This window comes from Pseudomonas sp. C11 (assembly GCF_034683865.1).
Classification (GTDB): domain Bacteria; phylum Pseudomonadota; class Gammaproteobacteria; order Pseudomonadales; family Pseudomonadaceae; genus Aquipseudomonas.
This window is the reverse complement of sequence record NZ_JAWIIP010000002.1, coordinates 177,518-202,016: the sequence shown is the minus strand read 5'-3', so window position 1 is coordinate 202,016 and position 24,499 is coordinate 177,518. Positions and strand designations below refer to the sequence as shown.

Here is a 24,499-nt window from a genome sequence, read left to right as displayed (position 1 = left end):
TTGTTCGTGGCAAACGGCTAAAGGACACAGGCATCATGACTCAGTTGATCGTTCCGACCTACGACGTGCTCGGCATCGGCTTCGGCCCCTCCAACCTGGCACTGGCCATCGCCCTGCAGGAGCAGGCTGAACGTGAGGGGCGTGCTTACCACGCGCTGTTCCTCGATCGGCAGCAGGATTACCGCTGGCATGGCAATACCCTGGTGAGCCAGAGTGAATTGCAGATTTCCTTCCTCAAGGATCTGGTGACCCTGCGCAATCCCACCAGCCCCTACAGCTTCGTCAATTACCTGCATGCGCAGGGGCGTCTGGTCGATTTCATCAATCTCGGTACCTTCTATCCGTGTCGGCTGGAGTACAACGACTACCTGCGCTGGGTCGGCCAGCAATTCGCCGATCAGTGCGCTTACGGCGAGACGGTGATCCGCGTCGAGCCGGTGCAGGGTGCCCAGGGCATTGATCAGTTGCGGGTGATCTCTCGCGACAGCCAGGGCAGCGAACGCTTCCGGCTCGCTCGTTCCATCGTCCTCAGCACCGGCGGTACGCCGCGGATTCCCTCGGCCTTCTCTCATCTGCGTGATGACGCCCGCGTATTCCATCACGCCCAGTACCTGGAGCGCATGGCCAGCCAGGCCTGCACTCGCCATGAGCCAATGCGTATCGCCGTGGTTGGCGGTGGGCAGAGCGCGGCGGAGGCTTTCATCGACCTCAACGACAGTTACCCCTCGGTGCAGGTGGACATGATCCTGCGCGCGGCAGTGCTCAAGCCGGCTGACGACAGCCCATTCGTCAACGAGATATTCACCCCCGATTACACCGACCTGGTATTCAACGAGCCTGAGGCCGAGCGTGAAAAGCTGATTCAGGAGTACCACAACACCAATTATTCGGTGGTCGATCTGGATCTGATCGAGCGTATCTACGGCATCTTCTACCGGCAGAAGGTGGCCAAACAGGCGCGCCATGGCTTCCTGTGCCGGCGCACGGTGGAAAGCGCGCGTGCCAGTGATGCGGGTATCGAGCTGGCGCTGCGCGACAGCGCCACCGGCAGTGTGGAGAGCAAGCGCTACGATGCGGTGATCCTCGCCACCGGCTACGAGCGCAACTCGCACCGCGAATTGCTGGCGCCTCTGCAGCAGTACCTGGGTGACTTCCGCGTCGAGCGCGACTATCGCGTGCGTGCCGATGCGCGCCTGCGGGCGGGTATCTATCTGCAAGGCTTCAGCCAGAGCAGTCACGGGCTGAGCGATACCCTGCTGTCGGTATTGCCGATGCGTGCACAGGAGATCTCTCAATCCCTGTTCGAGCACTTGCCGGCGGCGATTTCGACTCCGACTCGGGCGCTGGAAAGTGCCTGAGTTGATTCGACTAAATATTTTCATCTGCCATTCGTCTTGAGGTTTTCGAGGTGATATCCATGCCCGGTGTTTCTCTGCCCTTGCCCGATGGACGCACGCTGCTGGTCGAAGGTGGCGCCCATGCGCTGACCCTCCTGCTGGATGGGCAACCGCTGCTGCGTGCCGAGCTTCAGGACGAGGTCTGGTGGCTGCAGGCACACGATATGCCGCTTGCAGTCTGGGCGTTTGCCTACCAGGGGTTCGCCATCGATCCAGGTTGCCAGCGCCTGTTGCTGAAGCTGGACGATTGCCCCGCTGAGTTGGTGCAGGCGGGGCTGCTCAGTCCTGAAGTGGAAGGCCTCTGGCAGGTGCAGCGTTCGATGTTCTGGCAATTGCCCATGCCCTGGCGACGTGTGGCGGCCAGCGAGAACTACCCGCAGCGTTTCGTGCTCAGCGATGGGCGGCGTCACCCGCAGCGACCGCCGAAGCCCGATGGCGAACTGTATCGTCGCTTTGACAGGCGCCTGGGCAGCTGGATCTCGCTACGTACACTGGATATCGAGGCTGATCTGGAGCGCTTCAGTCGCTGGCAGAACCACCCTCGGGTAGCCGAGTTCTGGCAGGAGCAGGGTAGCCTCGAGCAGCACCGCGAATACCTGGAGCGGCTGGCGGGCGATTCGCATGTGTTGACCCTGATCGGGTGTTTTGACGATCAGCCGTTCGCCTATTTCGAGGCTTACTGGGCCAAGGAGGATCGCATTGCGCCTTTCTATGCGGTCGATGACTACGATCGAGGTATCCACATGTTGGTTGGCGAAGAAGATCATCGCGGGCCGCACAAGGTGGAAGGCTGGCTATCGGCTCTTGTGCATTATCTGTTACTGGATGAGCCCCGTACCCGGCGTATCGTCGCCGAGCCGCGCGCCGATAATCAGCGCATGATTGGCCACATGCAGCGCCTGGGCTTCTGGCAGGAAAAGGAATTCGATTTCCCGCACAAGCGCGCCGCATTGATGGTGCAGAGTCGCGAGCGCTTCTTCGACCGATGCCGATTGTGCTGAGTCGTTTCTTCCGAGCTCGCAGGGGGTGGCGATGATCGCTGCCCTTGCGCCGCTGTTCTTTGGCGAGTTCGCGAGTTATCGCGACGTCCTGGCCACCTTCGATGACCCGCGTCCGTCGTTGCCGGTACGGCAACTCCTGCAAACCGCCCAGCTCGACGAGGTCTTGCAGCGCTTCGACCCCTTGCACGCTGGCCAGGATCGTCGGGCACTGGCCTCGCAGTGGTCCAAACACTATCTGGTTCGACTGATTCCGCCGGTGGTCGCCACCGCGCTGGTGTTGGGGCGGCGGCTGCCTCTGACGTTCGATACGGTCGAGGTGGTGCTGGACGAGCAGGGACTGCCGCAGGCCTTCAAGTTATCCGGCGATGGCGAGTCGTTTGCCGAGCAACCGTCGGATGCCTTCCAGCGCTTCGCCGAACTGATCGATCATCTGCAGGCGTTTACCCAGATTCTGGCCAAGGAGGCGCGGCTGTCGCCCAAGGTGCTCTGGAGCAACGCCGGCAATTACCTGGAGTGGTTCGTCGGTGAAATGGGCAAGGTCTTGCCCCCCTCGCTATTGCTTCACGGCCACGAACTGATGGAGCGGGAGCGAAGCGCCGATGGCGTTCGCAACCCCCTGTTCAGGCCGGTTCGGTATGTGCAGGTTAGCCAGGCGCTGCGCCCCGACGGTCTCTGGCGTCAACGCAGGGTGTGTTGCATTCGTTACCGCCTGGACAGCCTCGCGCATTGCGATAACTGCCCCTTGCTCGATCAGCCTCTGCCTCTTACCGGCGATCTGTAGCGCTTGCTCAGTGCAGGTAGCTGATCGGCGAGCCGTCCACTGGATTGGCCATCACGCCCATGGGGAGGCCGTAGATACGCTCCAGGGTCTCACCGTGCATCAGCTCGGCTGGGCTGCCCTGAGCCAAGAGGTGGCCGCTGTGCAAGGCCAGCAGCTCGTCGCAGTAGCGCGCGGCCATATTGATGTCATGCAGCACCACCAGGACGCCGAGGCCCAGTTCGCGACTGAGATCACTGACGCGTGAAAGGATTTCGACCTGATGAGCGATGTCCAGTGCCGAGGTGGGCTCGTCGAGCAGCAGGTAGCGGGTGTTCTGTGCCAGCAGCATGGCCAACCAGACGCGCTGGCGCTCGCCGCCGGAGAGCTGATCGACCAGGCGTTCGGCAAACGTGCTGGTATCGGTCAGCTCCATGGCGCGCTGGATCTGTGCACGATCCTCATCGCCAAAGCGACCGAGCGCGCCATGCCAGGGGTAACGACCGAAGCCCACCAGCTCACGCACGGTCAGGCCGTCGGTATGGGGTAATTGCTGAGGCAGGTAGGCGACCTGCTGAGCGAAGTCGCGTTGACCCCAGGCGGCCAAGGCTTTTCCGTTGAGCCGAATGTTGCCACCGCTGGGCTGCTGTTGGCGTGCCAGCAGTTTGATGAGGGTGGATTTGCCCGAGCCGTTGTGACCGATCAGGCCGACCATCTGCCCGGGGGCAATGCGCAGGTTCAGGGGATGCAGCAAAGTGCGCTCAGGAATGCTGAAGCTGACGCTTTCCAATTCGAACATGGGGCCATCCGCGGCAGTGGGTATTGATAAGGCCGCCAATCTAATTCAAACGCTAATCGTTATCAATTTTGCTGTGTGTCTCCGCGGCCGTCACGCATCTGGCCCGGAGCGAAAGCATGCTCTCGCCCAGGCCTTCAGCTTATGGCTGTACCGTTCAGATTTTTCGCTGTTGCTCCGCCAGGCAGGCCGCTGCGGTGAACAGCGCGTCGGTGGAGGAGTTCAGCGCGGTTTCCGCCGAGTCCTGAACGATGCCGATGATGAAGCCGATGGCTACTACCTGCATGGCCACGTCGTTGGGGATGCCGAACAGGCTGCAGGCCAGCGGGATCAGCAGCAGCGAGCCGCCGGCCACGCCCGAGGCGCCGCAGGCGCTGATCGACGCCAGCACACTGAGCAGTAGGGCGGTGGGCAGATCGACCGCGATGTTCAGAGTGTGCACGGCCGCCAGGGTCAGCACGCTGATGGTGATGGCGGCGCCGGCCATGTTGATGGTCGCACCCAGCGGGATAGAGACCGAGTAGGTTTCCTCATGCAGGCCGAGGCGCTGGCACAGTTGCAGGTTGACCGGAATGTTGGCAGCCGAGCTGCGGGTGAAGAAGGCGGTCAGGCCGCTTTCGCGCAGGCAGGTGAAGACCAGCGGGTAGGGGTTGCGGCGAATCTTCCAGTACACTAGCGCCGGGTTGACCAGCAGCGCCACCAGCAGCATGCAGCCCACCAGCACCATCAGCAGATGCAGGTAGCCGAGCAGTGCGTCGAGGCCCGAGGTGGCCAGGGTGGAGGCCACCAGGCCGAAGATGCCCAGCGGGGCGAAGCGGATCACCAGTTTGACGATGGAGGTCACGCCATGCGACAGATCGCCCAGCAGTTGCTTGCTCCCGCTGCTGGCGTGGCGGAAAGCGAAGCCCAAGCCGATGGCCCAGGCCAGGATGCCGATGAAATTGCCCTTGAGCAGGGCGTTGACCGGGTTGTCGACGATGTTCATCAGCAGCGTCTTGAGCACTTCACCGATACCGCCGGGCGGTGTCAGTTCGCCGGCCTGGCTGCTCAGCACCAGCGCCGAAGGAAACAGAAAGCTTGCCGCCACGGCGACCAGGGCGGCGCTGAACGTGCCGATCAGGTACAGCATGAGGATCGGGCGGATATGCGTCTGCTGGCCTTGCTGGTGATTGGCGATGGACGCCATGACCAGAATGAAGACCAGCACCGGAGCAACTGCCTTCAGGGCCGAAACGAAGACATCACCGATGAAGCCGACGGACAGTGCGGTCTGTGGGGCGATGACGGCGAGGGCGATACCTGCGAGCAGGCCGATGATGATCTGCGTCACCAGGCTGGTGCGGTTGAGGAACTGCAGGGCAGGGGGCATGGCTTGGGACATCGCGTGGGTCTCTGGTTGCTGGGCGCGTTGCAAGTGGCGTCTCGCCTGGTTCGAGAGGTTTTTCAGCGGAGCCAGCAGAAGGCAGCCGAAAAAATAGCGCGCGACTCTAGCACAGACATGAGTAGCGGCATTGACGCAGAACGGGGATGGGCGAAGGGCTGTAACCTGCTGTCGCATCGATGCAAACCACAGCGTCTTCTGTGGTCGCTACGCAGGGACAAGAGGCCGGTAAAGCGGCTGCCGCGCATGTCACTGGGTAAATTGTCAAAATGCGAAAGCTGGCTTTTGCAACTCGGGATTCATGCCTCTGCAGATCCTGTTTATGGTGACCTCGCAAGCCCATACCAATAATCACGCATCAGTGTGAAACCTCTGCCGGAGCGCATGCCCCCCACGCGCTCCGGCTCTTGCAAACCTGCCCCCAAGAATGCCCATTCATAAGGAATTCCCATGCGCGGACATGTCTGCAAGCAAGGGCGGCAGGTGCTATGCGCAGCGACATTGGTCGCTGTTGGCGCCCTGACCACCGCTCAACTCGCCACGGCTGCAAGCGTCGTCACACCCGGTACCTTCAACGTCGCGATGGAAATCAACTACCCGCCGTTCGAGTCCTGGGAGAACGGCAAGGTGGTTGGCTTCGATGCTGAACTCAGCGAGGCCATCGCCCGGCATATGAAGGTGGAGGTAGGTTTCCAGGATACCAAGTTCGCCAACCTCATCCTCGGCCTCAACGGCGGCAAGTTCGACGCGACGATCTCGGCGCTCTACATCACCCCGCCGCGTCTGGTTCAGGCAGACGCCATTCCCTACGCACGCAGCGGCGCCTTCATCCTGGTCGGCAAGGACAATCCGGTACAGCCCGAAGACGAAAAAGCCCTGTGCGGTCTGAGGGTGGGCTTGCAGCAGGGGACTTCATGGGTCACGCCCATTCGCGAGCTGTCCGACAGCCACTGCGTCGCCAACGGCAAGGAGCCGATCGTGGTCAGCGAATTTCCGACTGCGCCGGAAGCCTCTCAGGCTCTGTTGTCGAAGAACATCGACGCGCAGATCGAGATCGCCGGAACCGCCAGGATGTTCGCCGAGCGCTCGCGCGGCCGTCTGGTGGTCAGCTCGCCGCGCATGATCTACATGCAAACCCTCGGCATCTTCACCCGCAAGGGCAATGACGCCCTGCAGGCGCAACTGCGCCAGGCGCTGGCGGCGATGCGCGAAAGCGGCGAATACCAGGCGCTGATCGACAAGTACCAGCTCGAAGGCGTGACGCCTGACTGATGCATCGCTCCCTTTCTCGATCCGCCCGATGATGCAGGTACTCCATGACGTTCGACTGGTCTTACTTTCTATCCCTGTTCACCCTTCGCGATTTCTGGAGTGCCTGCGTCACCGTCATCGTGCTCAGCAGCGCGGCCTGGGGGCTGGGGCTCTGCCTTGGCTTCCTGCTCGCCTGTGCGCGGATGTCGGCGCGGCGTGGCCTTAGCCTACCGGCGCGGCTGTACATCTGGTTCTTCCGCAGTATTCCGCTGCTGGTACTGCTGGTATTCGTCTACAACCTGCCGCAGCTATTTCCGCAGACTGGTGCGTGGTTGGGCGATCCGTTCACGGCCGGTCTGATCGGCCTGGTGGCCACCGAAGCCGCCTACATGGCCGAGATCCATCGCGGCGGTTTGCTCTCGGTTGCCGCCGGGCAGCGCGAAGCGGGGCACGCGCTGGGTTTTTCCTACTGGACCACCTTGCGTCTGGTGGTGGTGCAGCAGGCGTTTCGTATCTCGCTGCCGACCCTGGTCAACGAGTACGTGACCATCGTCAAGCTCAGCTCGCTGGTCTCTGTCATCTCGCTCCCCGAGCTGTTGATGACCGGCCAGCGTCTCTACTCACAGAACTTCCTGGTGTTGGAAACCCTGGCAGCGGTGGCCGTCTACTACGTGCTGATCGTCACGCTGTTCGGTTGGGGCTTCGCGCGCCTGGAGCGTTACCTAGACCTTGGGCGTCGTGCCGTGGCGCCGCTGGACGATGCAACCTGTCAGTCATTGAGAAATACCGCGCAAAGCTTGCTAAGGGCAGAGCAAGCCGCACAGCCTGGGGCGCCCAAGGCATTGCGCCTGCGCAACCTGCACAAGGCTTACGGGCGACAGCGCGTGCTCGCCGGTATCGATCTGGAGATTGCCGCCGGCCAGGTGGTGAGCATCATCGGCCCATCGGGCTCGGGTAAGACCTCATTGATCCGCACCATCAACGCGCTGGAACGGATCGATCAAGGCGAGATCGTGCTGTTCGACATGCCTTACATCACCGCCGACAGTTCACCGACGGCACCCCAGGTGCGGCAGGGCATCCGCCGAGTTGGCATGGTGTTCCAGAACTTCCAGCTGTTCCCCCACCTGACGCTGCTGGAGAACATCACCCTGGCGCCGCTGCGTCATCGGCTGGATACACCGGACATGGCGCAGCGCAACGCGCTGGCACTGCTGGACAAGGTCGGTCTGCTGAGCCACGCCCATCGTTATCCGCAGCAGTTGTCCGGTGGTCAGCAGCAACGCGTGGCCATCGCCCGGGCACTGGCGATGAGGCCGGACATCCTGCTGTTCGACGAACCGACCTCGGCCCTCGACCCAGAGCTGGTGGTGGATGTGCTCAACGTCATCCGCGACCTCGCGCGTGAGGGCATGACCATGCTCGTCGTGACCCATGAGATGGATTTCGCCCTATCTACCTCCGATCGCATCGTTTTCATGGAGCAAGGACGCATTCAGCTCGATGCCTCTCCTCTACAAATTCTGCGCGGCGCATCGGATAGCTCCTCGGCTGTCCAGCGCGTACGCCGCTTCATGAAGCTCGACGAGCGTGCGAGTAACGCCGACCTGTCACCGGTTGCCTGAGCAACCGGCCCCAACGCCCATTCCCCTCTGGAGCCCTTTCCCATGTCCCATCCCTTTCCCCAGCCACTCGATGCCTACGAGGTGCCGCGCTTCGCGGGCCTGCCGACTTTCATGCGCCTACCGGCGTTCGAAGACCCTGCCCAGGTGCAGATCGCGCTCCTGGGCATTCCCTGGGACGGCGGCACGACCAACCGTGCCGGTGCTCGTCATGGCCCGCGTGAAGTACGCAACATGTCCAGCCTCATCCGTCGTGTGCACCCGGTCACCGGGCTGTCGCCCTATGATCAGGTTCGGGTGGGGGATGTGGGCGATGCACCGGTTAATCCAATCGATCTGCTGGATGCGCTGACGCGTATCGAGGGGTTTCTTGCCGCCGTTCATGCCGCAGGTGCCATACCGCTATCCGTGGGCGGCGACCACCTGATGACGTTGCCGGTGTTCCGTGCCATCGCCCGGCAGCGCCCCATCGGCATGGTGCATTTCGATGCGCACTCCGATACCAACGACCGCTACTTCGGTGACAACCTCTACACCCATGGCACGCCGTTTCGCCGCGCGGTCGAGGAGGGGCTGCTCGACCCACGGCGTACCGTGCAGATCGGTATTCGCGGCTCCCAGGCGTCGGCCAGTGACACGGATTTTGCCAAGGAGGTGGGCATTCGCATCATCACCATGGAGGAGTTTGCCGACATCGGTGTTGAGGCCACGTTGCGCGAAGCCCGGCGGATCGTCGGTGACGAACCGACCTACGTCAGTTTCGACGTCGACGTGCTCGATCCGGCCTTCGCACCCGGCACCGGTACGCCAGAGATTGGCGGCATGACGACCTTGCAGGCCCAGCAACTGATTCGTGGCCTGCGCGGTTTGAACCTGATCGGCGCCGATGTGGTCGAGGTGGCGCCCCCCTTCGACGTGGGAGGTTGCACGGCGCTGGTGGGCGCGACGATGCTGTTCGAGCTGCTGTGTATCGTGGCTGAGTCGGTAGCCGAGCGGGCACTCTCGCAGGACAAATGAGGCACAATCCTCGCTTCGCCATTGAACGGACGGGGCAAACGCGATGCGAGGCAATCTGAGCGACATTGACTTGCGCATGCTGCGCACGTTCTGCGTCATCGTCGAGGCGGGCGGTTTTACCGCTGCCCAGGCTCGTCTGAATCTCGGCCTGCCGCGTCTCAGCGTGATCGTGCGCGATCTGGAAGTACGTCTCGGCTATTCGTTGTGCAAACGCGGCAAGTCCGGATTCCAGTTGACGGAGCAGGGGCAGGAAACCTACGCCGCGGCGCAGGAGTTGTTCGCCAGCGTCTCCCACTTTCAGGATCGCACCACCTCGCTCAGTCAGCGCCCGCGGGAAACCCTGATGATTGGTGCGGTCGACGCCCTGACCAGCTTCGAGGCATTTCCGCTGGTACCAGCGATCAGTGCGTTTCGCCGAGCCACGCCTGAGATCGGTATCGAGCTGCACATCATGCGCCCCGACGAGCTTGAGCAGGCGGTGCTCGATGAGCGGCTCGAACTGGCCGTGGGGGCCTTTCATCACCATCTCTCCGGGCTCAACTACGCACCGCTATGCCATGAGCGCAACGTACTCTATTGCAGCGACGCACATCCATTCTTCGCCATGGCCGACGAGCGCCTGAACGTCGATGTTCTCAGCGAGGCCGTCTACGTCGACCGTGGTTACTTGAGCGAAAGTCGGCGGCCGCACCAGTTGCGCTTTCAGCATTTCGTCAATGCCTACACCATGGAGGCCACGGCGCTGCTGGTTTTCTCCGGCACCTACATCGGCTATCTGCCCACGCACTACGCCCAGCCCTGGGTCGCGCGCGGGCGTTTGCGGCCGATACGGCCGGAGAGCCTGTCTTTCGATGCGCAGTTCGAATGCATCGTGCGTCAGGGGCTGGAGCAGAAACCGGGTGTGAGCCGCCTGCTGCAATTGTTGCAGGCTTGCAGCGAAAGCTCAGCCCATCCGGGATGAGCGCGCTGCAACGCCTGACTCGGTTCATCGCATCCCCTCGCCCTTGCAACGCGAGCTGCGCTACTGCGCCAAAGGCACCCAGCGAGGCAGCGCCTGGCGGGCCGCGCCGGTATGAGGTGTCGCTCGATGTCGGCCGTGTCTTTTCTTGCGTGAGCCGCAGTGGCTGAGCCGAGCGGAAATGCGTTGGAAGCGCCGGATGAAAGGCCGCTACTCATGTACCATGCATGACGTCATAGAGCATCTGAAGCCGAGTGATCTGCCCGTCGAACTGTTCGGGCCTGAACCCATCGAAGTTCAGAACCTCTGCTATGCCACGCTGGGGGCATCCCCACCGTTTCACGATGTTCCGCTGTACTGGGCGTGAGCTACTGGCCACGCTACGCAAAAGGAGTTCTACCCACTGTGCGCCTGATCTGGAAATCCTTCCGTTCGCTGTATTTCGCCACCTTGCTGATGCTGCTTGGCTCCGGTCTGCTCAGCACCTATCTGGCCTTGCGCCTGGCTGACACGGTGGACGGCTTGTGGGTCGGTGCGTTGATGGCGGCCAACTATTTCGGCCTGGTGCTGGGCGGCAAACTGGGGCACAGGTTGATTGCGCGTGTCGGCCATATTCGAGCTTATGTGGCCTGCGCCGGCGTGGTGACGGCTGCGGTGCTGGGCCACGGTCTGGTCGAGTGGCTGCCGTTCTGGCTGCTGCTGCGCATGCTGGTTGGCCTGGGCATGATGTGCCAGTACATGGTGATCGAAAGCTGGCTCAACGAGCAGGCTGACGCCAGCCAGCGAGGGCTGGTTTTCAGCGGCTATATGGCGGCGTCCTATCTGGGGTTGATCCTGGGGCAACTGGCGCTGGTGATCCATCCGACGCTTGGGCTGGAACTGCTGATGCTGGTGGCGCTGTGCTTTGCGCTGTGCCTGGTGCCGGTGGCGCTGACTCGCCGCCTGCACCCGGCGCCTCTGTATCCGGCGCCGCTGGAGCTACGCTTTTTCATCAAGCGAGTGCCCTTGTCGCTGACCACCGTCATGGTGGCGGGGCTGCTGATTGGCTCGTTCTATGGTCTGGCACCGTTGTACGCGACGCGTATCGGGTTGAGCACCGAGCAGGTGGGTATGTTCATGGGCAGCTGCATTCTCGCCGGTCTGCTGGTGCAGTGGCCGTTGGGCTGGCTGTCCGACCGACGTGATCGTGTGCGCCTGATTCGCGGCTGCGCGGTGCTGCTGCTGATTGCCGCCGCGCCGCTCGCCGCGCTGCCGGAGGTGTTTCTCGGCCTGCTGATCGGTATCGGCTTTCTCGTCAGCCTGATGCAGTTCAGTCTTTATCCGCTTGCGGTTGCACTGGCCAACGACCATGTGGAGCCCGAGCGTCGGGTGTCACTGACGGCCATGCTGCTGGTGACGTTCGGGGTGGGAGCCTGCATCGGGCCATTGCTGACCGGGCTGCTGATGCGTTTCTACGGCGCCAATATGCTCTACGCCTTTGTCTGTTTCTGCGCGTTGATCCTGATATGGCGAATTCGTCCTGAAGTGGTCACCCACCTGCATCAGGTCGATGACGCGCCGCTGCAGCACATGGCGATGCCGGGCAACGTGGCCAGCTCACCGTTGGTCGCGGCGCTGGATCCACGGGTCGATGAGCAGACCGTGCAGGAACAGATGCAGGAACCTGCCGTAGCGATGGCGGCCGAGGCTGCACAGAGCGAAGACCGCGAGCGCAGCGGCAACGCCGCAGGCTGAGGCGTGGGCGGTCAGTCGCTCTCGGTGCGCCGGGCTTCGCGCTGCAACTGGTAGACGAAGCGTTCCACCTGGCGCTGTTCCAGACCGTTGATGCGGAAGAAGCGTGTGCCGACGAAGGTGGCATCGACTTTGGGTTCGTAGTGCACGTGACGCAGTTCCACGGCGGTGGTCATGGCGCCGAACGGCAGTTGAGCGACCAGCCGTTCATGCACCTGGCCGTTCTGCAATTGCTGGCTAAGGTCGCCCGCGAAGCGCAGCTTGCAGCCAGTGGCGGAGATGTCGAGCAGATGTCCAGGCAGGGGTTCGCGTAGCTTGTCGCCAGAGAGGACGATCCTGACCAGATCGGTCTGCTTGAGCGTGGCGCGAAAGGCGCTGCGCCGCTGGTGATAGATGACCTCGGTGGGAAGCGGGGCCCAGTAGCAGGGCGCGCCGTCGTGTTGCCCCAACTGGACGCTGTGCTCGCACTTCCAGGCTATCCGCACGCCATCGCGGAATGCTTCCACCGAAAAGCCTTCACCCTGTTTGAAAAAGCGTTCTCCATCCGAGGGAATCACTTCGTCCAGGGCGATACGCGACCGGTCACGGTCGATCTCCACAACATAGCTCTGAAAGCGTTGGTTGCGTTCGTGAAACTGGATGATCAGGGGATCGTGGTACTGCAGCAGTTGGCGCAGGGTCGCGATGATTTCCATCGGCGCCTTGAGCAACTTGGGGGGCTGAGGACCATTCTCCTCGTTGAACGCACTGGACACAGTTCGGAACTCTCCGAGTCTTCGACTACGACGGGCACTAGCATACTGGCTGGGTGCCCGCATATACCTGTGCTTTTATTGTTGGGTGCTCAGGCCTGGCTGAGCGGTCGGTGCTGCGCGATTCTAGCTGTGCCGCCGCGGCTATCATAGAGGCCTGGCGTTTCCCCCCCGTGCAGAATGCCCAGCATTTTGCTGACCGTCGCCTTGTTGGCGCGAATCAGGCGGCCATTTCGGAGGTTGGCATCCTGGCAGCGTTGCAGCAGGGCTGACAGTTCTTCGCTGCGAGCGAGCAATTCTGCACCAAGGGCGGAGCGAGCGGCCAAGGCTGCCAGGCCTTCGCGATCAGCGCTCAGGCCTGCCGCGTGCAGTAGCTGGCTGCGTTCATTGCCGTGTTGCTGGAGTTGAGCCAGAAGCGGCTGCTTGTCTCCCAGCAGTTTGTCTAGGCTGGGCAGGTCGCGTTGGCCGAGCGCCAGGAATTCGGCGTCGATCAGCTCAAGAAGTTGCTCGGCGGTGCCGATATCGGAAGTGAACAGGTGTAGCAGGGAGGTGTCGTGCATGGCGGGCTCTTGGGGGTCGGGCGTCCAACACCCCCAGCGCAGCCCTCAGGACTAGCGCTGGGATTCGAAGTCGAGCAGTTTCTGGGCGACGCGTTTGCTGTCGACCTGATAGCTGCCATCGGCGATGGCTTGTTTCAGTTGAGCTACACGCTCGCTGTTGACGATCGGCTGATCATTCAGCTTCTCGCTGACCTTCTGCAACTGTTGTGCTTCGCTGCTCAGTTCCACGGACTCGCCGTTCTTGACGGAACTCTGCTGACTTTCATTCTTGGCGGCGATCGAAGCCTGCGAGCCTTGCGCGACCTCATTACGATTACCGGTCTGGGTTGAGCCCGTACGGCTTGTACTGGTCGGCGTGGCAACGTTGTTCAGCCGATTGAAGTCAATGACCATGATGCAGAACCTCGGACGATATGGTGGACGCTTGCCAAGCTTTCGGCCACCACCGCCAAAACTTTAGAAAAAAAATTAGCGCCGCTCGGCAGTTTAGAAAATCGCCACTCAATTGCGCTACAAGAAACGTGCCTACATCGCCACTTCGACTTGCCCGGGGGCGATTACGCGCGCTCTTATGACCCTTTGTGATCTCAGGTTGCGCACTTGTATCTGTTCGCCTGGGGCGCCGTCAGAGAGCGCTTCCCCTGGCATGCGGACAGTGATCGTGGTGCTGCGAGCGCTGATGACTACCTGATCACCCTTGCGAATCACCTCGGCAATCTGAAGATGATTGGGGGACAGAACCTGCTCGCTTTGCAGCTGCCGCGTCAATTTTTTGCCGATCGCCTGGGTCGGGTCTGTCAGATAGCCTTGCGTCAGTTCGCCTACATCGCGCTCCACCACGGTAATGTCCGAGGCTTTTATCACGTTCATGCGTTTCATTGGACGAGTCAGCATGACCACGTCTCGATACAGATGAACCTCTCCAGGCACGAAAACCGTCCAGGGCGTACTGCCATCGCAGCGAACACGGGTTGTCACTCTGCCGATGGGTTGCGCTGGGCTTTCCAGGCGCACGCTCAGGGCTTGGTCGCATTCCGGCAGACGTAGGCGCGGGTCGAGTCGATTGATACTGACCTCATGGCGGCCCTGGATTTCGCTACGCTGTAAATATTCCACGACTGCCTGCTCAAGAAAGGACTCGGCAGCGCCGATAAGCTCATCAGTAGTCGTGATGGCCGCAGCTGCACTGCTGCAGCTATAGCCGATCAAAGGCAAAGCGAGTAAAACGGGCAGGGCGCTGAGGCATTTTGCCAGTAGCTGACGGGATGATGACGTTATTGGCTTCATGAGCTTTGACGTAGCAAGCCCCGTGCCGCCTGCTAGGCTAATCAGAGTTAGCGTTACTTGACGAAAAGGAGTCCGGGCATGGCCGGGTTACTGGATTCGGTTAACCAGCGTACACAGCTGGTGGGGCAAAACCGCTTGGAGTTGTTGCTGTTCCGCCTGGATGGCCCTCAGCTGTACGGGATCAACGTATTCAAGGTGAAGGAGGTGCTGCAGTGCCCCAACCTCACCATCATGCCCAAATCCAACGCGGTGGTGCGTGGCGTGGCCAACATCCGTGGCGGCACCATCCCGATTCTCGATCTGGCCATTGCCACCGGCCGGGCGCCGCTGGACAACATCAAGACCAGCTTCGTGATCATCACCGAGTACAACACCAAGGTGCAGGGCTTCCTGGTGCGCTCGGTCGAGCGCATCGTCAACATGAACTGGGAAGAGATCCATCCGCCACCCAAGGGTACCGGCCGTGACCATTACCTGACTGCCGTGACCCGCCTGGATCAGCAGTTGGTGGAAATCATCGACGTGGAGAAGATCCTGGCCGAAGTCGCGCCCACGTCAGAGGTGATTTCCGCAGGGGTGATCGACGAGCACGTACAGAGTCGCGCGGTGTCCAAGCGCGTGCTGATCGTCGATGACTCCTCGGTGGCACGCAAGCAGGTCTCGCGTTGCCTGGATAGTGTCGGCGTCGAGGTTATCGCGCTCAACGATGGGCGTGAGGCGCTCGATTACCTCAAGGCCATGGCCAATGAAGGCAAGCACCCTGATAAGGAGTTGTTGATGATCATCTCCGACATCGAGATGCCGGAGATGGACGGCTACACCCTGACCACGGAGATTCGTGCTGATTCCCGCATGCAGAAGTTGCACATACTCCTGCATACTTCGCTCTCGGGTGTGTTCAACCAGGCAATGGTGAAGAAGGTCGGTGCCGATGACTTCCTCGCCAAGTTCAAGCCTGATGATCTGGCATCTCGCGTGGTCGAGCGTATCCGGGCAGCGGATGAGGGCTAAGAGGGCGACTTCTTGGCGAACGTTATGGTTGGTGAGGCGGCACTAGTGTCTTCAGGTAATTTGGATTTCGAGCAGTTCCGGACATTCCTGGAAAAGGCCTGCGGTATCTTGCTTGGCAGTAACAAGCAGTATCTGGTCTCCAGCCGTCTGAACAAGCTGATGGAACAGAACGGCATCAAGACCCTGGGCGAGCTGGTGCAGCGCATGCAGAGCCAGCCGCGCGGGGGGCTGCGCGAGCAGGTGGTCGATGCCATGACGACGAACGAGACGCTATGGTTTCGTGACACCTACCCCTTCGAGGTGCTCAAGGGCCGGGTCTTGCCTGAGCTGATCAAGGCTTACCCGGCGCAGCGCCTGCGCATCTGGTCGGCTGCCTGCTCCTCCGGTCAGGAGCCGTACTCATTGTCCATGTCGATCGACGAGTTCGAGCGCAGCAATCTGGGGCAACTGAAGGCGGGTGTGCAGATCGTTGCCACCGATCTGTCGCCGTCGATGCTGACCAACTGCAAGTCGGGTGAGTACGACAGTCTGGCGATGGGCCGAGGCTTGTCGCAGGAACGCCTGCAGCGTTACTTCGATCCGCGCGGGCCGGGGCGCTGGCAGGTCAAGCCGGCGATCAAGAGCCGAGTGGAATTCCGTCCGTTGAACCTGCTGGACAGCTATGCCGCCCTGGGCAAGTTCGACATCGTGTTCTGCCGTAACGTGCTGATCTATTTCTCCGCCGAGGTGAAGAAGGACATCCTGACGCGCATCCATGCCACCCTGAAGCCCGGAGGCTATCTGTTCCTCGGGGCATCCGAGGCGCTCAATGGCCTGCCGGACAAGTACCAGATGGTTCAGTGCAGTCCGGGGATCATCTACAAGGCCAAATGATGGCCTGATTCTCCAGAACGGGAGGCTTCGGCCTCCCGTTTTGCTTTGTGGCGAGAACATTCCGTGAAAGGGGCAAGGCAACGCTGAGCGTTTGCCGCTTGTTTGCCACCGGCGGTAAAGCCTTGCCGCTTTGCCTGCTTTCCTGCTCTTGATTAAAGCTAACCATTTGATTTTATTGGTTTTAAACAGTTGGCACAGCCTTTGCTGAATATCTCGCGACAGCGATCAGATGCCCTCAGCGGCAAAGGTTCAGAACATGAGCATCAATTTCGGCAGCGCCCTCGGCATTCATGAAAAGGCACTCGGTTTCCGCGCTCAGCGCGCCGAGGTGCTGGCCAACAACATCGCCAACGCCGATACCCCCAACTACAAGGCGCGGGATCTGGATTTTGCCAGTGTCCTGGCAGCCGAGAGCTCGCGTCAGCAACGCGGCCCGGTCTCCCTGAACCTTACCGACAGTCGTCACATTGCCGCCGATGGCGTGCTCAGTGGCGAAGCCGAGTTGCCTTACCGTACGCCGTTGCAGCCTTCGCTGGATCAAAACACCGTGGATCTGCAGATCGAGCAGTCCAACTATGCCGAGAATGCCGTGCATTTTCAGGCCAGCTTCACCTTCCTCAATAGCAAATTCAAAGGGCTGACTGCAGCCCTGCGTGGCGAATAAGGAGCGCGACCATGTCTCTTGCCAGTGTCTTCAATATCGCCGGTACCGGCATGAGCGCGCAGACTACTCGCCTCAACACCGTCGCCAGCAACATCGCCAACGCCGAGTCGGTGTCCTCGAGCATCGACCAGACCTATCGTGCCCGGCATCCCGTATTCGCTACCGTATTCCAGCAGGCTCAGGGCAGTGGTGGCGGCTCGTTGTTCGCCGAGCAGGATGAAGCCGGGAGCGGTGTGCAGGTGCTCGGTATCGTTGAGGATCAGAGCAACCTGGACATGCGTTATGAGCCCAATCATCCGGCGGCGAACGCAGATGGCTATGTGTTCTACCCGAACGTCAATGTGGTCGAGGAAATGGCGGACATGATTTCGGCCAGTCGGGCGTTTCAAACCAATGCGGAAATGATGAATACCGCCAAGACCATGCTGCAAAAAGTTCTGACTCTGGGTCAGTAAGGACGTGGCGCCATGAGCACGACAGATTCCATTTCCAGCGGCATCTTGTCGAAGTACTCCGGGACTTCGACGAGTACCACCAATGAGTCCAGCTACTCCAGTCTTGGCAAGGATGACTTTCTGATGCTGCTGGTCACGCAGATGAACAACCAGAACCCGCTGGATCCGCAGGATAACAGTGAGTTCGTCGCCCAGCTTGCCCAGTTCAGCAGTCTGGAAAGTCTCACCAATGTGTCGAGTTCGATGGACTCGCTGTTGAGCGCCTACCAGTCCTCGCAGGCACTTCAGGCGTCTTCGCTGGTGGGGCGTAGTGTGACGGTTTCGGCCAGTAGTACCTACGTTGATGGGGCAGAGGGTATGACGGGCAGTCTGGTCATTCCGTCTGCGGCTGACAACATCTCCGTCAAGGTCTATGACTCGGCGGGTAGCCTGGTCAAGACCATTCCCCTCGATAGCCAGACAAAAAGCGGAACCCTCAGCTTTACCTGGGACGGCACCAATGAGAGTGGTGTCGCTCAGGCCTCGGGGGCCTACACCTTCAAGGCTTCCGCTTCGCTGGACGGTACCACGACGGCGCTCGAAACCTACCTGCCGGCTACGGTCAGCAGCGTTACCTTGGGTTCCGGAACAAGTGATATGACACTCAACCTCGCCGGCGTAGGCAGTGTTGCGTTGTCCAAAGTAATCAATATCGGCCAGTAATCGACAGGTAGTCGGGAGACGCGAGCATGACATTCAATACAGCGTTAAGTGGTCTGAAGGCGGCCAGTTCGTATCTGAACGTAACGGGCAACAACATTGCCAACACGGGAACTACAGGTTTCAAGTATTCGCGCGCCGAGTTTGCCGATCTCTATGCCAGCAGCATGTTCGGCACGGGAAGCAACTCGATTGGCAGTGGCGTCATCACGTCCGATATTGCCCAGCAGTTCACGCAGGGCAATATTTCCTACACCGATAACAGCCTCGACCTGGCGATCAACGGCAGTGGCTACTTCATCATGAATGATGGTGGCAGCCAGCTGTATACCCGGGCCGGTGCTTTCAAAGTCGATAATGCGGGTAATGTGGTCAATAGCGCCGGCAACAACCTGATGGGCTATGGTGTTGATGCTGACGGTAATCTGGTCAATGGCGTGCTGACCAATCTGGTGGTCGATACCAGTAACCAGGAACCCAACGCCACCTCGCTGGTCACCCAGAACCTCACGCTCAACTCGTCGGCCAGTGTGCCGACCAGTTCGCCTTTCGATCCTGCCGTGTCGACCTCCTATAACTGGTCGACCTCCGTGAGCCTTTACGACACGCAGGGCAACGCTCATACCATGACGCAATACTTCGTCAAGGATTCGAGCAATCAGTGGAACATGCACGTGCTGGTGGATGGGCGTAACCCGGGGGATCCGACCAGTACGACGCCTTACCAGGCCACGCTGCCGTTCACCACTTCCGGTGCATTGGATACGGCCAATATCTTGTCGGCTGATTTTACTGTCAATGCCGATGGCACACTGGAACTGGCCAACTGGATTCCGGCGACCATCACCGATGCCACGACCGACCCGGTGACCTGGGGCTCCAATGGCGCTGATCCCAGCGCTACTGGTGTCACCCTGGATCTGCGCAAGGCAAGCCAGACCAATTCCAGCTTCGCAGTGAACAGCTTGTCGCAAGATGGCTACACCACTGGGCAGTTGTCGGGTTTGTCCTTCGATGAAACCGGGCAATTGTTTGCCACTTACACCAACGGCAAGTCCGAGGTGATCGGGCAGGTGGCCTTGGCGACCTTTGCCAACATGCAGGGCCTCACCCCTGTTGGAGGCACGGCCTGGAGGCAGTCGCTGGCTTCTGGTGAGCCTGTTGTCGGTACGCCTACATCCGGAACCTTGGGGGGAATTGCCGCGGGGGCGTTGGAAGACTCCAACGTCGATCTGACAGGACAGCTCGTCGATCTGATCGTGGCGCAGCGTAACTATCAGGCCAACGCCAAGACCATCGAGACGGAGAATGCGATCGCCCAGACGATCATCAATATCCGCTGATGATCCTGGCGGCAGATTCTTGCCGTCACTGTCTTCTAAGCCTCTCCCAGTGAGAGGCTTTTTGTTTTTAAAAACAATAAGTTAATTGATTATTTGTGGGTGTGGCACGGGACTTGCTGAAGCCTGGTTGACTGTGGTTTTTCAGGCGGATCTTGAGATGGACAAGTTGCTGTATGTGGCGATGACCGGTGCCAGCCAGAATGCGCTGGCGCAGAAGGCGCACGCCAACAACCTGGCGAATATCTCTACCAGCGGTTTTCGTGCGGATCTCGAGCAGGCGCGTGCCATGCCGGTCTTCGGTGACAGTTATCCGTCGCGCGTCTACGCCATGTCCGAACGTCCAGGCACTGACTTCACGCCGGGCGCGCTTCAGGAGACAGGGCGTGATATGGACGTGTCCATCGAGGGCAATGGCTGGATCGCCGTACAGGCTCCGGATGGCAGTGAAGCCTATGTGCGTACCGCCAGCCTCTCCGTCGATGCGCTGGGTGTGCTGCGTACCGGCAATGGTTTGCCGGTCATGGGCAATGCCGGGCCGATTGCTGTACCTCCAGAACAGAAGGTGGAAATCGGCCAGGACGGCACCATCAGCATTCGCGCACTCGGCGAGGCGCCGAATGTGTTGGCCGAAGTTGACCGGATCAAGCTGGTCAATCCGGATACGGCGCAAATCCGCAAGGAAACCGATGGAATGATCCACTCGCGTAATGGCCAGCCGTTCGAGGCCGATGCCAATGTCCGACTCAATTCTGGCTTTCTGGAAAGCAGCAACGTCAGTGCGGTCGCCGAAATGACGTCCATGCTGGCGCTGTCCAGGCAGTTCGAACTGCACGTGAAGATGATGAATACGGCCAAGGAAGGATCGGAGTCCATGGCCAGGATCATGCAGATCAGCTAATGAGTACCGCCCGATGAGGGCGAGGAGATAGACATGCTTCCAGCACTATGGGTCAGCAAGACCGGCCTCTCCGCACAGGACATGAACCTGTCGGTGATTTCCAACAACCTGGCGAACGTCTCGACCACCGGTTTCAAACGTGATCGCGCCGAGTTTCAGGATCTGCTTTACCAGATTCGCCGTCAGCCGGGCGGCCAGACCACTCAGGACAGCGAGTTGCCGTCGGGGCTGCAACTGGGTACCGGTGTGCGCATCGTCGGTACGCAGAAGAACTTCACCTCCGGCAGCCTGCAGACCACTGATCAGCCGCTGGACATGGCCGTCAATGGGCGGGGCTTCTTCCAGGTTCTCATGCCCGACGGCACGGTGTCCTATTCGCGTGACGGCACTTTCCACCTGAACTCCGATGGCCAGATCGTGACCTCCAATGGCTTTGCGCTGGAGCCGGCGATTGTGGTGCCAGCCGAGACCCAGACCTTCACCGTGGGTGAGGACGGTACCGTTTCGGTCACGACCGCCAACAGTGCTGCGGTGCAGGTCATCGGTAACATTCAGACCGCCGACTTCATCAACCCCGCCGGTTTGCAGGCTATCGGCAACAACCTGTTCCTGGAAACGGCTTCCAGTGGGGCTCCTCAGGTCGGCACTCCGGGCCTCAATGGCCTGGGCACTGTACTGCAGAACACCCTGGAGAACTCCAACGTCAGCGTGGTCGAGGAGATGGTCAACATGATCACCACCCAGCGCGCTTATGAAATGAACTCCAAAGTGATTTCCACAGCCGACTCGATGCTGCAGTTCGTCAATCAGAACCTCTGATCCTGATTGAGCTGGGCGCTGCGTAAGCGTCTGTGATGTGAGGTATGTAATGAAAGGTCTTTATATTCTTCTGCCGCTCTGCGTGTCGCTGGTCGGCTGCATAGCGCCGACTCCCAAAGCCGACGATCCCTACTATGCGCCGGTATTGCCGCGTACACCCTTGCCGGCAAGCGCGACCAACGGTGCTATCTACCAGGCGGGTTTCGAGACCAATCTCTACGATGATCGCAAGGCGTTTCGCGTCGGCGATGTCATCACCATCACGTTGGAAGAACGTACGCAGGCGAGCAAGGCCGCCAGCTCCGACCTCAGCAAGGACAGTTCGGCCAATATCGGCCTGACCTCGCTGTTCGGTGGCGCGGTATCGGCGACCAACCCGCTGACGCGCAATACCATGACGCTCGGTGGTGAGTACAACGGCACGCGCAGCAACGTAGGCAAGGCTACGGCTGCCCAAAGCAACAGCCTCAGTGGCTCCGTGACCGTGACCGTGGCGGAGGTGCTGCCCAACGGAGTACTGGTGGTGCGTGGCGAGAAATGGCTGACGCTCAACACGGGCAATGAAATGGTGCGAATTGCGGGGTTGGTCAGGGCCGATGACATCGCCAGTGACAACACCGTCTCCTCGACCCGTATCGCCGATGCGCGACTGACCTACTCGGGAACCGGTTCATTTGCCGATAGCAGTCAGCCAGGCTGGCTCAGTCAGTTCTTCATGAGCCCACTGTGGCCGTTCTGAGGGTATACGCATGAAGACCTCCGTCATTACCACGGGTATCGCTTTGCTCATTTCTCGCTTGCAGACGAGTCGCAAGAGCAGCAACACACGCAATGCCTTCGCCCGTCAGGTCGGCAAAGCCGGTTCGGTACGTCATGGGGCTGCCGGTTCGGCGGCGATTTCCTGTCGGCAGCAGTTCGCCACCGCCCATCGCGGCTATCGCCACCGGGGAGCCAATGACTGGTTGCTGCTGGTGACCCTTCTGCTCGGCCTGTCCCTGAGTCTGCCGACCCAGGCCGAGCGGTTGAAGGATCTGGCGTCCATCCAGGGCGTGCGCAGTAACCAGCTGATTGGCTATGGCCTGGTTGTCGGCCTCAACGGCACGGGTGACCAGACCACGCAGACGCCGTTCACCGTACAGACCTTCAACAACATGCTCGCCCAGTTCGGCATCAAGGTACCGACCGGTGGCAACGTACAGCTGAAGAACATCGCTGCGGTGTCCGTCCATGCCGATCTGCCTGCGTTCGCCAAGCCGGGGCAGACCATCGACATCACCATCTCCTCCATTGGTAACGCCAAGAGCCTGCGCGGCGGTAGCCTGCTGATGACGCCGCTGAAGGGGATCGACGGCAACGTCTATGCCGTTGCCCAGGGCAACCTGGTCGTTGGCGGCTTCGATGCCAGTGGCGCGGATGGTTCGCGTATCACCGTCAACGTTCCGTCGGCCGGCCGCATCCCGGGGGGCGCCACTGTCGAGCGTCCGGTGCCGAGTGGCTTCGATCAGGGCAACACTCTGACCCTCAATCTCAATCGGCCGGACTTCACCACGGCCAAGAATATCGTCGACCAGATCAATGATCTGCTCGGCCCGGGTGTGGCCCAGGCCATCGATGGTGGCTCGATTCGCGTCAGCGCGCCACTCGATCCGAATCAGCGCGTCGACTATCTGTCGGTGCTGGAAAACCTGCAGATCGAGGCTGGCAAGGCGGTGGCCAAGGTCATTATCAACTCGCGCACCGGCACCATCGTCATCGGTCAGGACGTCAAAGTGCAGCCTGCGGCGGTGACTCACGGCAGCCTGACCGTGACCATCACTGAAGATCCGATCGTCAGCCAGCCTGATGCCCTGTCGGGCGGGCAGACCGCCGTAGTGCCGCGCTCGCGTGTTGGCGCCGAGGAAGAGGCCAAACCGATGTTCAAGTTCGGGCCCGGCACCAGCCTCGACGAGATCGTGCGCGCGGTCAACCAGGTGGGCGCATCGCCCTCCGACCTCATGGCCATTCTGGAAGCGCTCAAGCAGGCGGGCGCGCTCCAGGCTGATCTGATCGTCATCTGAGGTGGCCCCATGAATACCTTGCTCGGCGGTACACGCACGGTCAGCGACTCGGAGGCCTACACCGACCTCAATCGTCTGACGAGCATGAAGAATGGTGAAAAGCGCGACAGCGAGGGCAACGTTCGACGCGTCGCCCAGGAATTCGAAGCGATGTTCATCAATCAGATCTTCAAGTCGATGCGCTCGGCCAACGAGCTGATTTCCAAGGACAGCCTGTTCGACAGCGAGACGACGCGTCACTACGAAGAAATGCACGATCAGCAACTGTCGATCACTCTCTCGCGTGAGGGCGGTGGTATCGGCCTGGCGGATGTCTTGGTTCGTCAGATGAGTCGCCTGCGTGGCGAGCCGGCGCGTAGCAGCCCTTTTGGAACCGTCGTACAGCAGGCAGAGTCCGGCAGCAGCACGAAGTCCACCAGCAAGGACAGCGACGAGGCGCCGGTATCGCAGGCCGCGCTACTCAATCGTCGGCGTCTGTCGTTGCCGTCGCGCCTGGAGGATCGTCTGCTGGCCGGGATCGTCCCCAGTGCTACCGAAAGCCAGGTCAATAACGGCGCCGACTGGCTGCCGAAGACCCGTAGCAGCGATAAGGCCTCGGACGAGTCGAAAGAGATCGTGACGCGCAGCGTGGCTCAGCCTCCGCTCGCCAAGGGCAAGGCCGCCTTCGATTCGGCGCAGGATTTCGTGCAGACCATGTTGCCTCTGGCTCAGGAGGCGGCTGATCGTATTGGGGTCGACCCCAACTATCTGGTCGCTCAGGCCGCACTGGAAACCGGCTGGGGCAAGTCGATCCTGCGGCGCAGCGACGGTGATAGCAGCTTCAACCTGTTTGGCATCAAGACCCATGGTCAGTGGAAGGGCGATGCCGCACGTGCCGTCACCAGCGAATATCAGGATGGACAGGTGGTGCGCGAGACCGCCAACTTCCGTGCTTACGATTCGTACAAACAGAGTTTTCATGATCTGGTGGATTTCCTGCAGAGCAACCCGCGCTATCAAACGGCTCTGTCCAGCACCGGTAATTCGGAGAAGTTCGTCCGTGAGTTGCAGTCGGCCGGTTATGCCACCGACCCTCAGTACGCCCGCAAGATCAATCAGATCGCACGCAAGATCGATGCGACTTACCAGACCATTGCACGCAGTGATGCGGCGACAACACGGACGCTCTGA

At 60.7% G+C, this 24,499-nt stretch carries 25 protein-coding genes; 19 read left to right on the top strand and 6 right to left on the bottom strand.

From position 1 onward, the window contains the following. Positions 1-35: 35 nt before the first annotated feature. Genes VC352_RS04075 through fhuF form a run of 3 tightly spaced genes read left to right on the top strand, consistent with a single transcriptional unit; the run spans position 36 to position 3,179 of the window. Entirely contained in the window at positions 36-1,358 is a 1,323-nt protein-coding gene (locus VC352_RS04075; RefSeq protein ID WP_322978309.1) for a lysine N(6)-hydroxylase/L-ornithine N(5)-oxygenase family protein, read from the top strand. Positions 1,359-1,417: 59 nt separating this feature from the next. Then, the gene (locus tag VC352_RS04070; RefSeq protein WP_322978308.1) at positions 1,418-2,398 is read left to right on the top strand and encodes a GNAT family N-acetyltransferase; all 981 of its coding nucleotides are present in this window, start codon (positions 1,418-1,420) and stop codon (positions 2,396-2,398) included. Positions 2,399-2,429: 31 nt separating this feature from the next. Continuing rightward, entirely contained in the window at positions 2,430-3,179 is a 750-nt protein-coding gene (fhuF, locus tag VC352_RS04065) for a siderophore-iron reductase FhuF (RefSeq protein ID WP_322978307.1), read from the top strand. Between the two features lie 7 nt (positions 3,180-3,186). On the opposite strand, the gene VC352_RS04060 is transcribed toward fhuF, so the two are convergent. Then, positions 3,187-3,954, bottom strand: coding sequence for an ATP-binding cassette domain-containing protein (locus tag VC352_RS04060; protein ID WP_322978306.1), 768 nt, complete (start codon positions 3,952-3,954; stop codon positions 3,187-3,189). A gap of 154 nt (positions 3,955-4,108) precedes the next feature. Further along, positions 4,109-5,332: a serine/threonine transporter SstT gene (gene sstT / locus VC352_RS04055; protein ID WP_322978305.1), complete on the bottom strand. Its 1,224-nt coding sequence runs from the start codon at positions 5,330-5,332 to the stop codon at positions 4,109-4,111. 450 nt (positions 5,333-5,782) lie between these two features. Between sstT and VC352_RS04050 the strand changes: the two genes are divergently transcribed. The 5 genes from VC352_RS04050 to VC352_RS04030 all read left to right on the top strand — a co-directional run bounded on the left by VC352_RS04050 (position 5,783) and on the right by VC352_RS04030 (position 11,914). Further along, complete coding sequence (locus VC352_RS04050; RefSeq protein WP_322978304.1) at positions 5,783-6,604, top strand: ABC transporter substrate-binding protein; 822 nt, start codon at positions 5,783-5,785, stop codon at positions 6,602-6,604. Positions 6,605-6,648: 44 nt separating this feature from the next. Continuing rightward, positions 6,649-8,208: an amino acid ABC transporter permease/ATP-binding protein gene (locus tag VC352_RS04045; protein ID WP_322978303.1), complete on the top strand. Its 1,560-nt coding sequence runs from the start codon at positions 6,649-6,651 to the stop codon at positions 8,206-8,208. Positions 8,209-8,250: 42 nt separating this feature from the next. Then, complete coding sequence (speB, locus tag VC352_RS04040) at positions 8,251-9,222, top strand: agmatinase (protein ID WP_322978302.1); 972 nt, start codon at positions 8,251-8,253, stop codon at positions 9,220-9,222. A gap of 43 nt (positions 9,223-9,265) precedes the next feature. Beyond that, positions 9,266-10,183, top strand: coding sequence for a LysR family transcriptional regulator (locus tag VC352_RS04035; RefSeq protein WP_322978301.1), 918 nt, complete (start codon positions 9,266-9,268; stop codon positions 10,181-10,183). A gap of 402 nt (positions 10,184-10,585) precedes the next feature. Then, positions 10,586-11,914 (top strand): MFS transporter, encoded by a 1,329-nt coding sequence (locus tag VC352_RS04030; RefSeq protein ID WP_322978300.1) that lies wholly within the window; start codon positions 10,586-10,588, stop codon positions 11,912-11,914. An 11-nt stretch (positions 11,915-11,925) separates the two neighbouring features. On the opposite strand, the gene VC352_RS04025 is transcribed toward VC352_RS04030, so the two are convergent. The 4 genes from VC352_RS04025 to flgA all read right to left on the bottom strand — a co-directional run bounded on the left by VC352_RS04025 (position 11,926) and on the right by flgA (position 14,510). Then, a complete protein-coding gene (locus tag VC352_RS04025) occupies positions 11,926-12,666 on the bottom strand; it encodes a flagellar brake protein (protein WP_322978299.1) in 741 nt (246 codons plus the stop codon). A gap of 89 nt (positions 12,667-12,755) precedes the next feature. After that, the gene (locus tag VC352_RS04020) at positions 12,756-13,223 is read right to left on the bottom strand and encodes a flagella synthesis protein FlgN (protein ID WP_322978298.1); all 468 of its coding nucleotides are present in this window, start codon (positions 13,221-13,223) and stop codon (positions 12,756-12,758) included. Between the two features lie 51 nt (positions 13,224-13,274). Beyond that, positions 13,275-13,616 carry a flagellar biosynthesis anti-sigma factor FlgM gene (gene flgM / locus VC352_RS04015; RefSeq protein ID WP_322978297.1) on the bottom strand — a complete coding sequence of 114 codons (342 nt, stop codon included), beginning with the start codon at positions 13,614-13,616 and terminating at the stop codon, positions 13,275-13,277. Between the two features lie 132 nt (positions 13,617-13,748). Continuing rightward, positions 13,749-14,510, bottom strand: coding sequence for a flagellar basal body P-ring formation chaperone FlgA (flgA, locus tag VC352_RS04010; protein ID WP_322978296.1), 762 nt, complete (start codon positions 14,508-14,510; stop codon positions 13,749-13,751). A gap of 78 nt (positions 14,511-14,588) precedes the next feature. Here flgA and VC352_RS04005 point away from each other — a divergent pair, with 78 nt between their 5' ends. From VC352_RS04005 to flgJ, 11 genes are all read left to right on the top strand, one after another. Then, on the top strand, positions 14,589-15,521 hold the full coding sequence (locus VC352_RS04005; protein WP_322978295.1) for a chemotaxis protein CheV: 933 nt from the start codon (positions 14,589-14,591) through the stop codon (positions 15,519-15,521). 45 nt (positions 15,522-15,566) lie between these two features. Next, positions 15,567-16,394 carry a protein-glutamate O-methyltransferase CheR gene (gene cheR, locus VC352_RS04000; protein ID WP_322978294.1) on the top strand — a complete coding sequence of 276 codons (828 nt, stop codon included), beginning with the start codon at positions 15,567-15,569 and terminating at the stop codon, positions 16,392-16,394. Positions 16,395-16,650: 256 nt separating this feature from the next. After that, positions 16,651-17,058, top strand: a complete 408-nt coding sequence (gene flgB, locus VC352_RS03995; RefSeq protein ID WP_322978293.1) for a flagellar basal body rod protein FlgB — start codon at positions 16,651-16,653, stop codon at positions 17,056-17,058. Positions 17,059-17,069: 11 nt separating this feature from the next. Further along, positions 17,070-17,513 (top strand): flagellar basal body rod protein FlgC, encoded by a 444-nt coding sequence (gene flgC / locus VC352_RS03990; protein WP_322978292.1) that lies wholly within the window; start codon positions 17,070-17,072, stop codon positions 17,511-17,513. 12 nt (positions 17,514-17,525) lie between these two features. After that, positions 17,526-18,215: a flagellar hook assembly protein FlgD gene (locus VC352_RS03985; protein ID WP_322978291.1), complete on the top strand. Its 690-nt coding sequence runs from the start codon at positions 17,526-17,528 to the stop codon at positions 18,213-18,215. Positions 18,216-18,241: 26 nt separating this feature from the next. Next, the gene (gene flgE / locus VC352_RS03980; protein ID WP_322978290.1) at positions 18,242-19,555 is read left to right on the top strand and encodes a flagellar hook protein FlgE; all 1,314 of its coding nucleotides are present in this window, start codon (positions 18,242-18,244) and stop codon (positions 19,553-19,555) included. 157 nt (positions 19,556-19,712) lie between these two features. Further along, positions 19,713-20,453 (top strand): flagellar basal body rod protein FlgF, encoded by a 741-nt coding sequence (locus VC352_RS03975; protein ID WP_322978289.1) that lies wholly within the window; start codon positions 19,713-19,715, stop codon positions 20,451-20,453. A gap of 33 nt (positions 20,454-20,486) precedes the next feature. Then, the gene (gene flgG, locus VC352_RS03970) at positions 20,487-21,272 is read left to right on the top strand and encodes a flagellar basal-body rod protein FlgG (RefSeq protein WP_322978288.1); all 786 of its coding nucleotides are present in this window, start codon (positions 20,487-20,489) and stop codon (positions 21,270-21,272) included. 49 nt (positions 21,273-21,321) lie between these two features. Next, entirely contained in the window at positions 21,322-22,011 is a 690-nt protein-coding gene (gene flgH / locus VC352_RS03965) for a flagellar basal body L-ring protein FlgH (RefSeq protein WP_322978287.1), read from the top strand. 10 nt (positions 22,012-22,021) lie between these two features. Further along, complete coding sequence (locus tag VC352_RS03960) at positions 22,022-23,329, top strand: flagellar basal body P-ring protein FlgI (RefSeq protein WP_416340078.1); 1,308 nt, start codon at positions 22,022-22,024, stop codon at positions 23,327-23,329. Positions 23,330-23,338: 9 nt separating this feature from the next. Continuing rightward, complete coding sequence (gene flgJ / locus VC352_RS03955) at positions 23,339-24,499, top strand: flagellar assembly peptidoglycan hydrolase FlgJ (RefSeq protein ID WP_322978286.1); 1,161 nt, start codon at positions 23,339-23,341, stop codon at positions 24,497-24,499.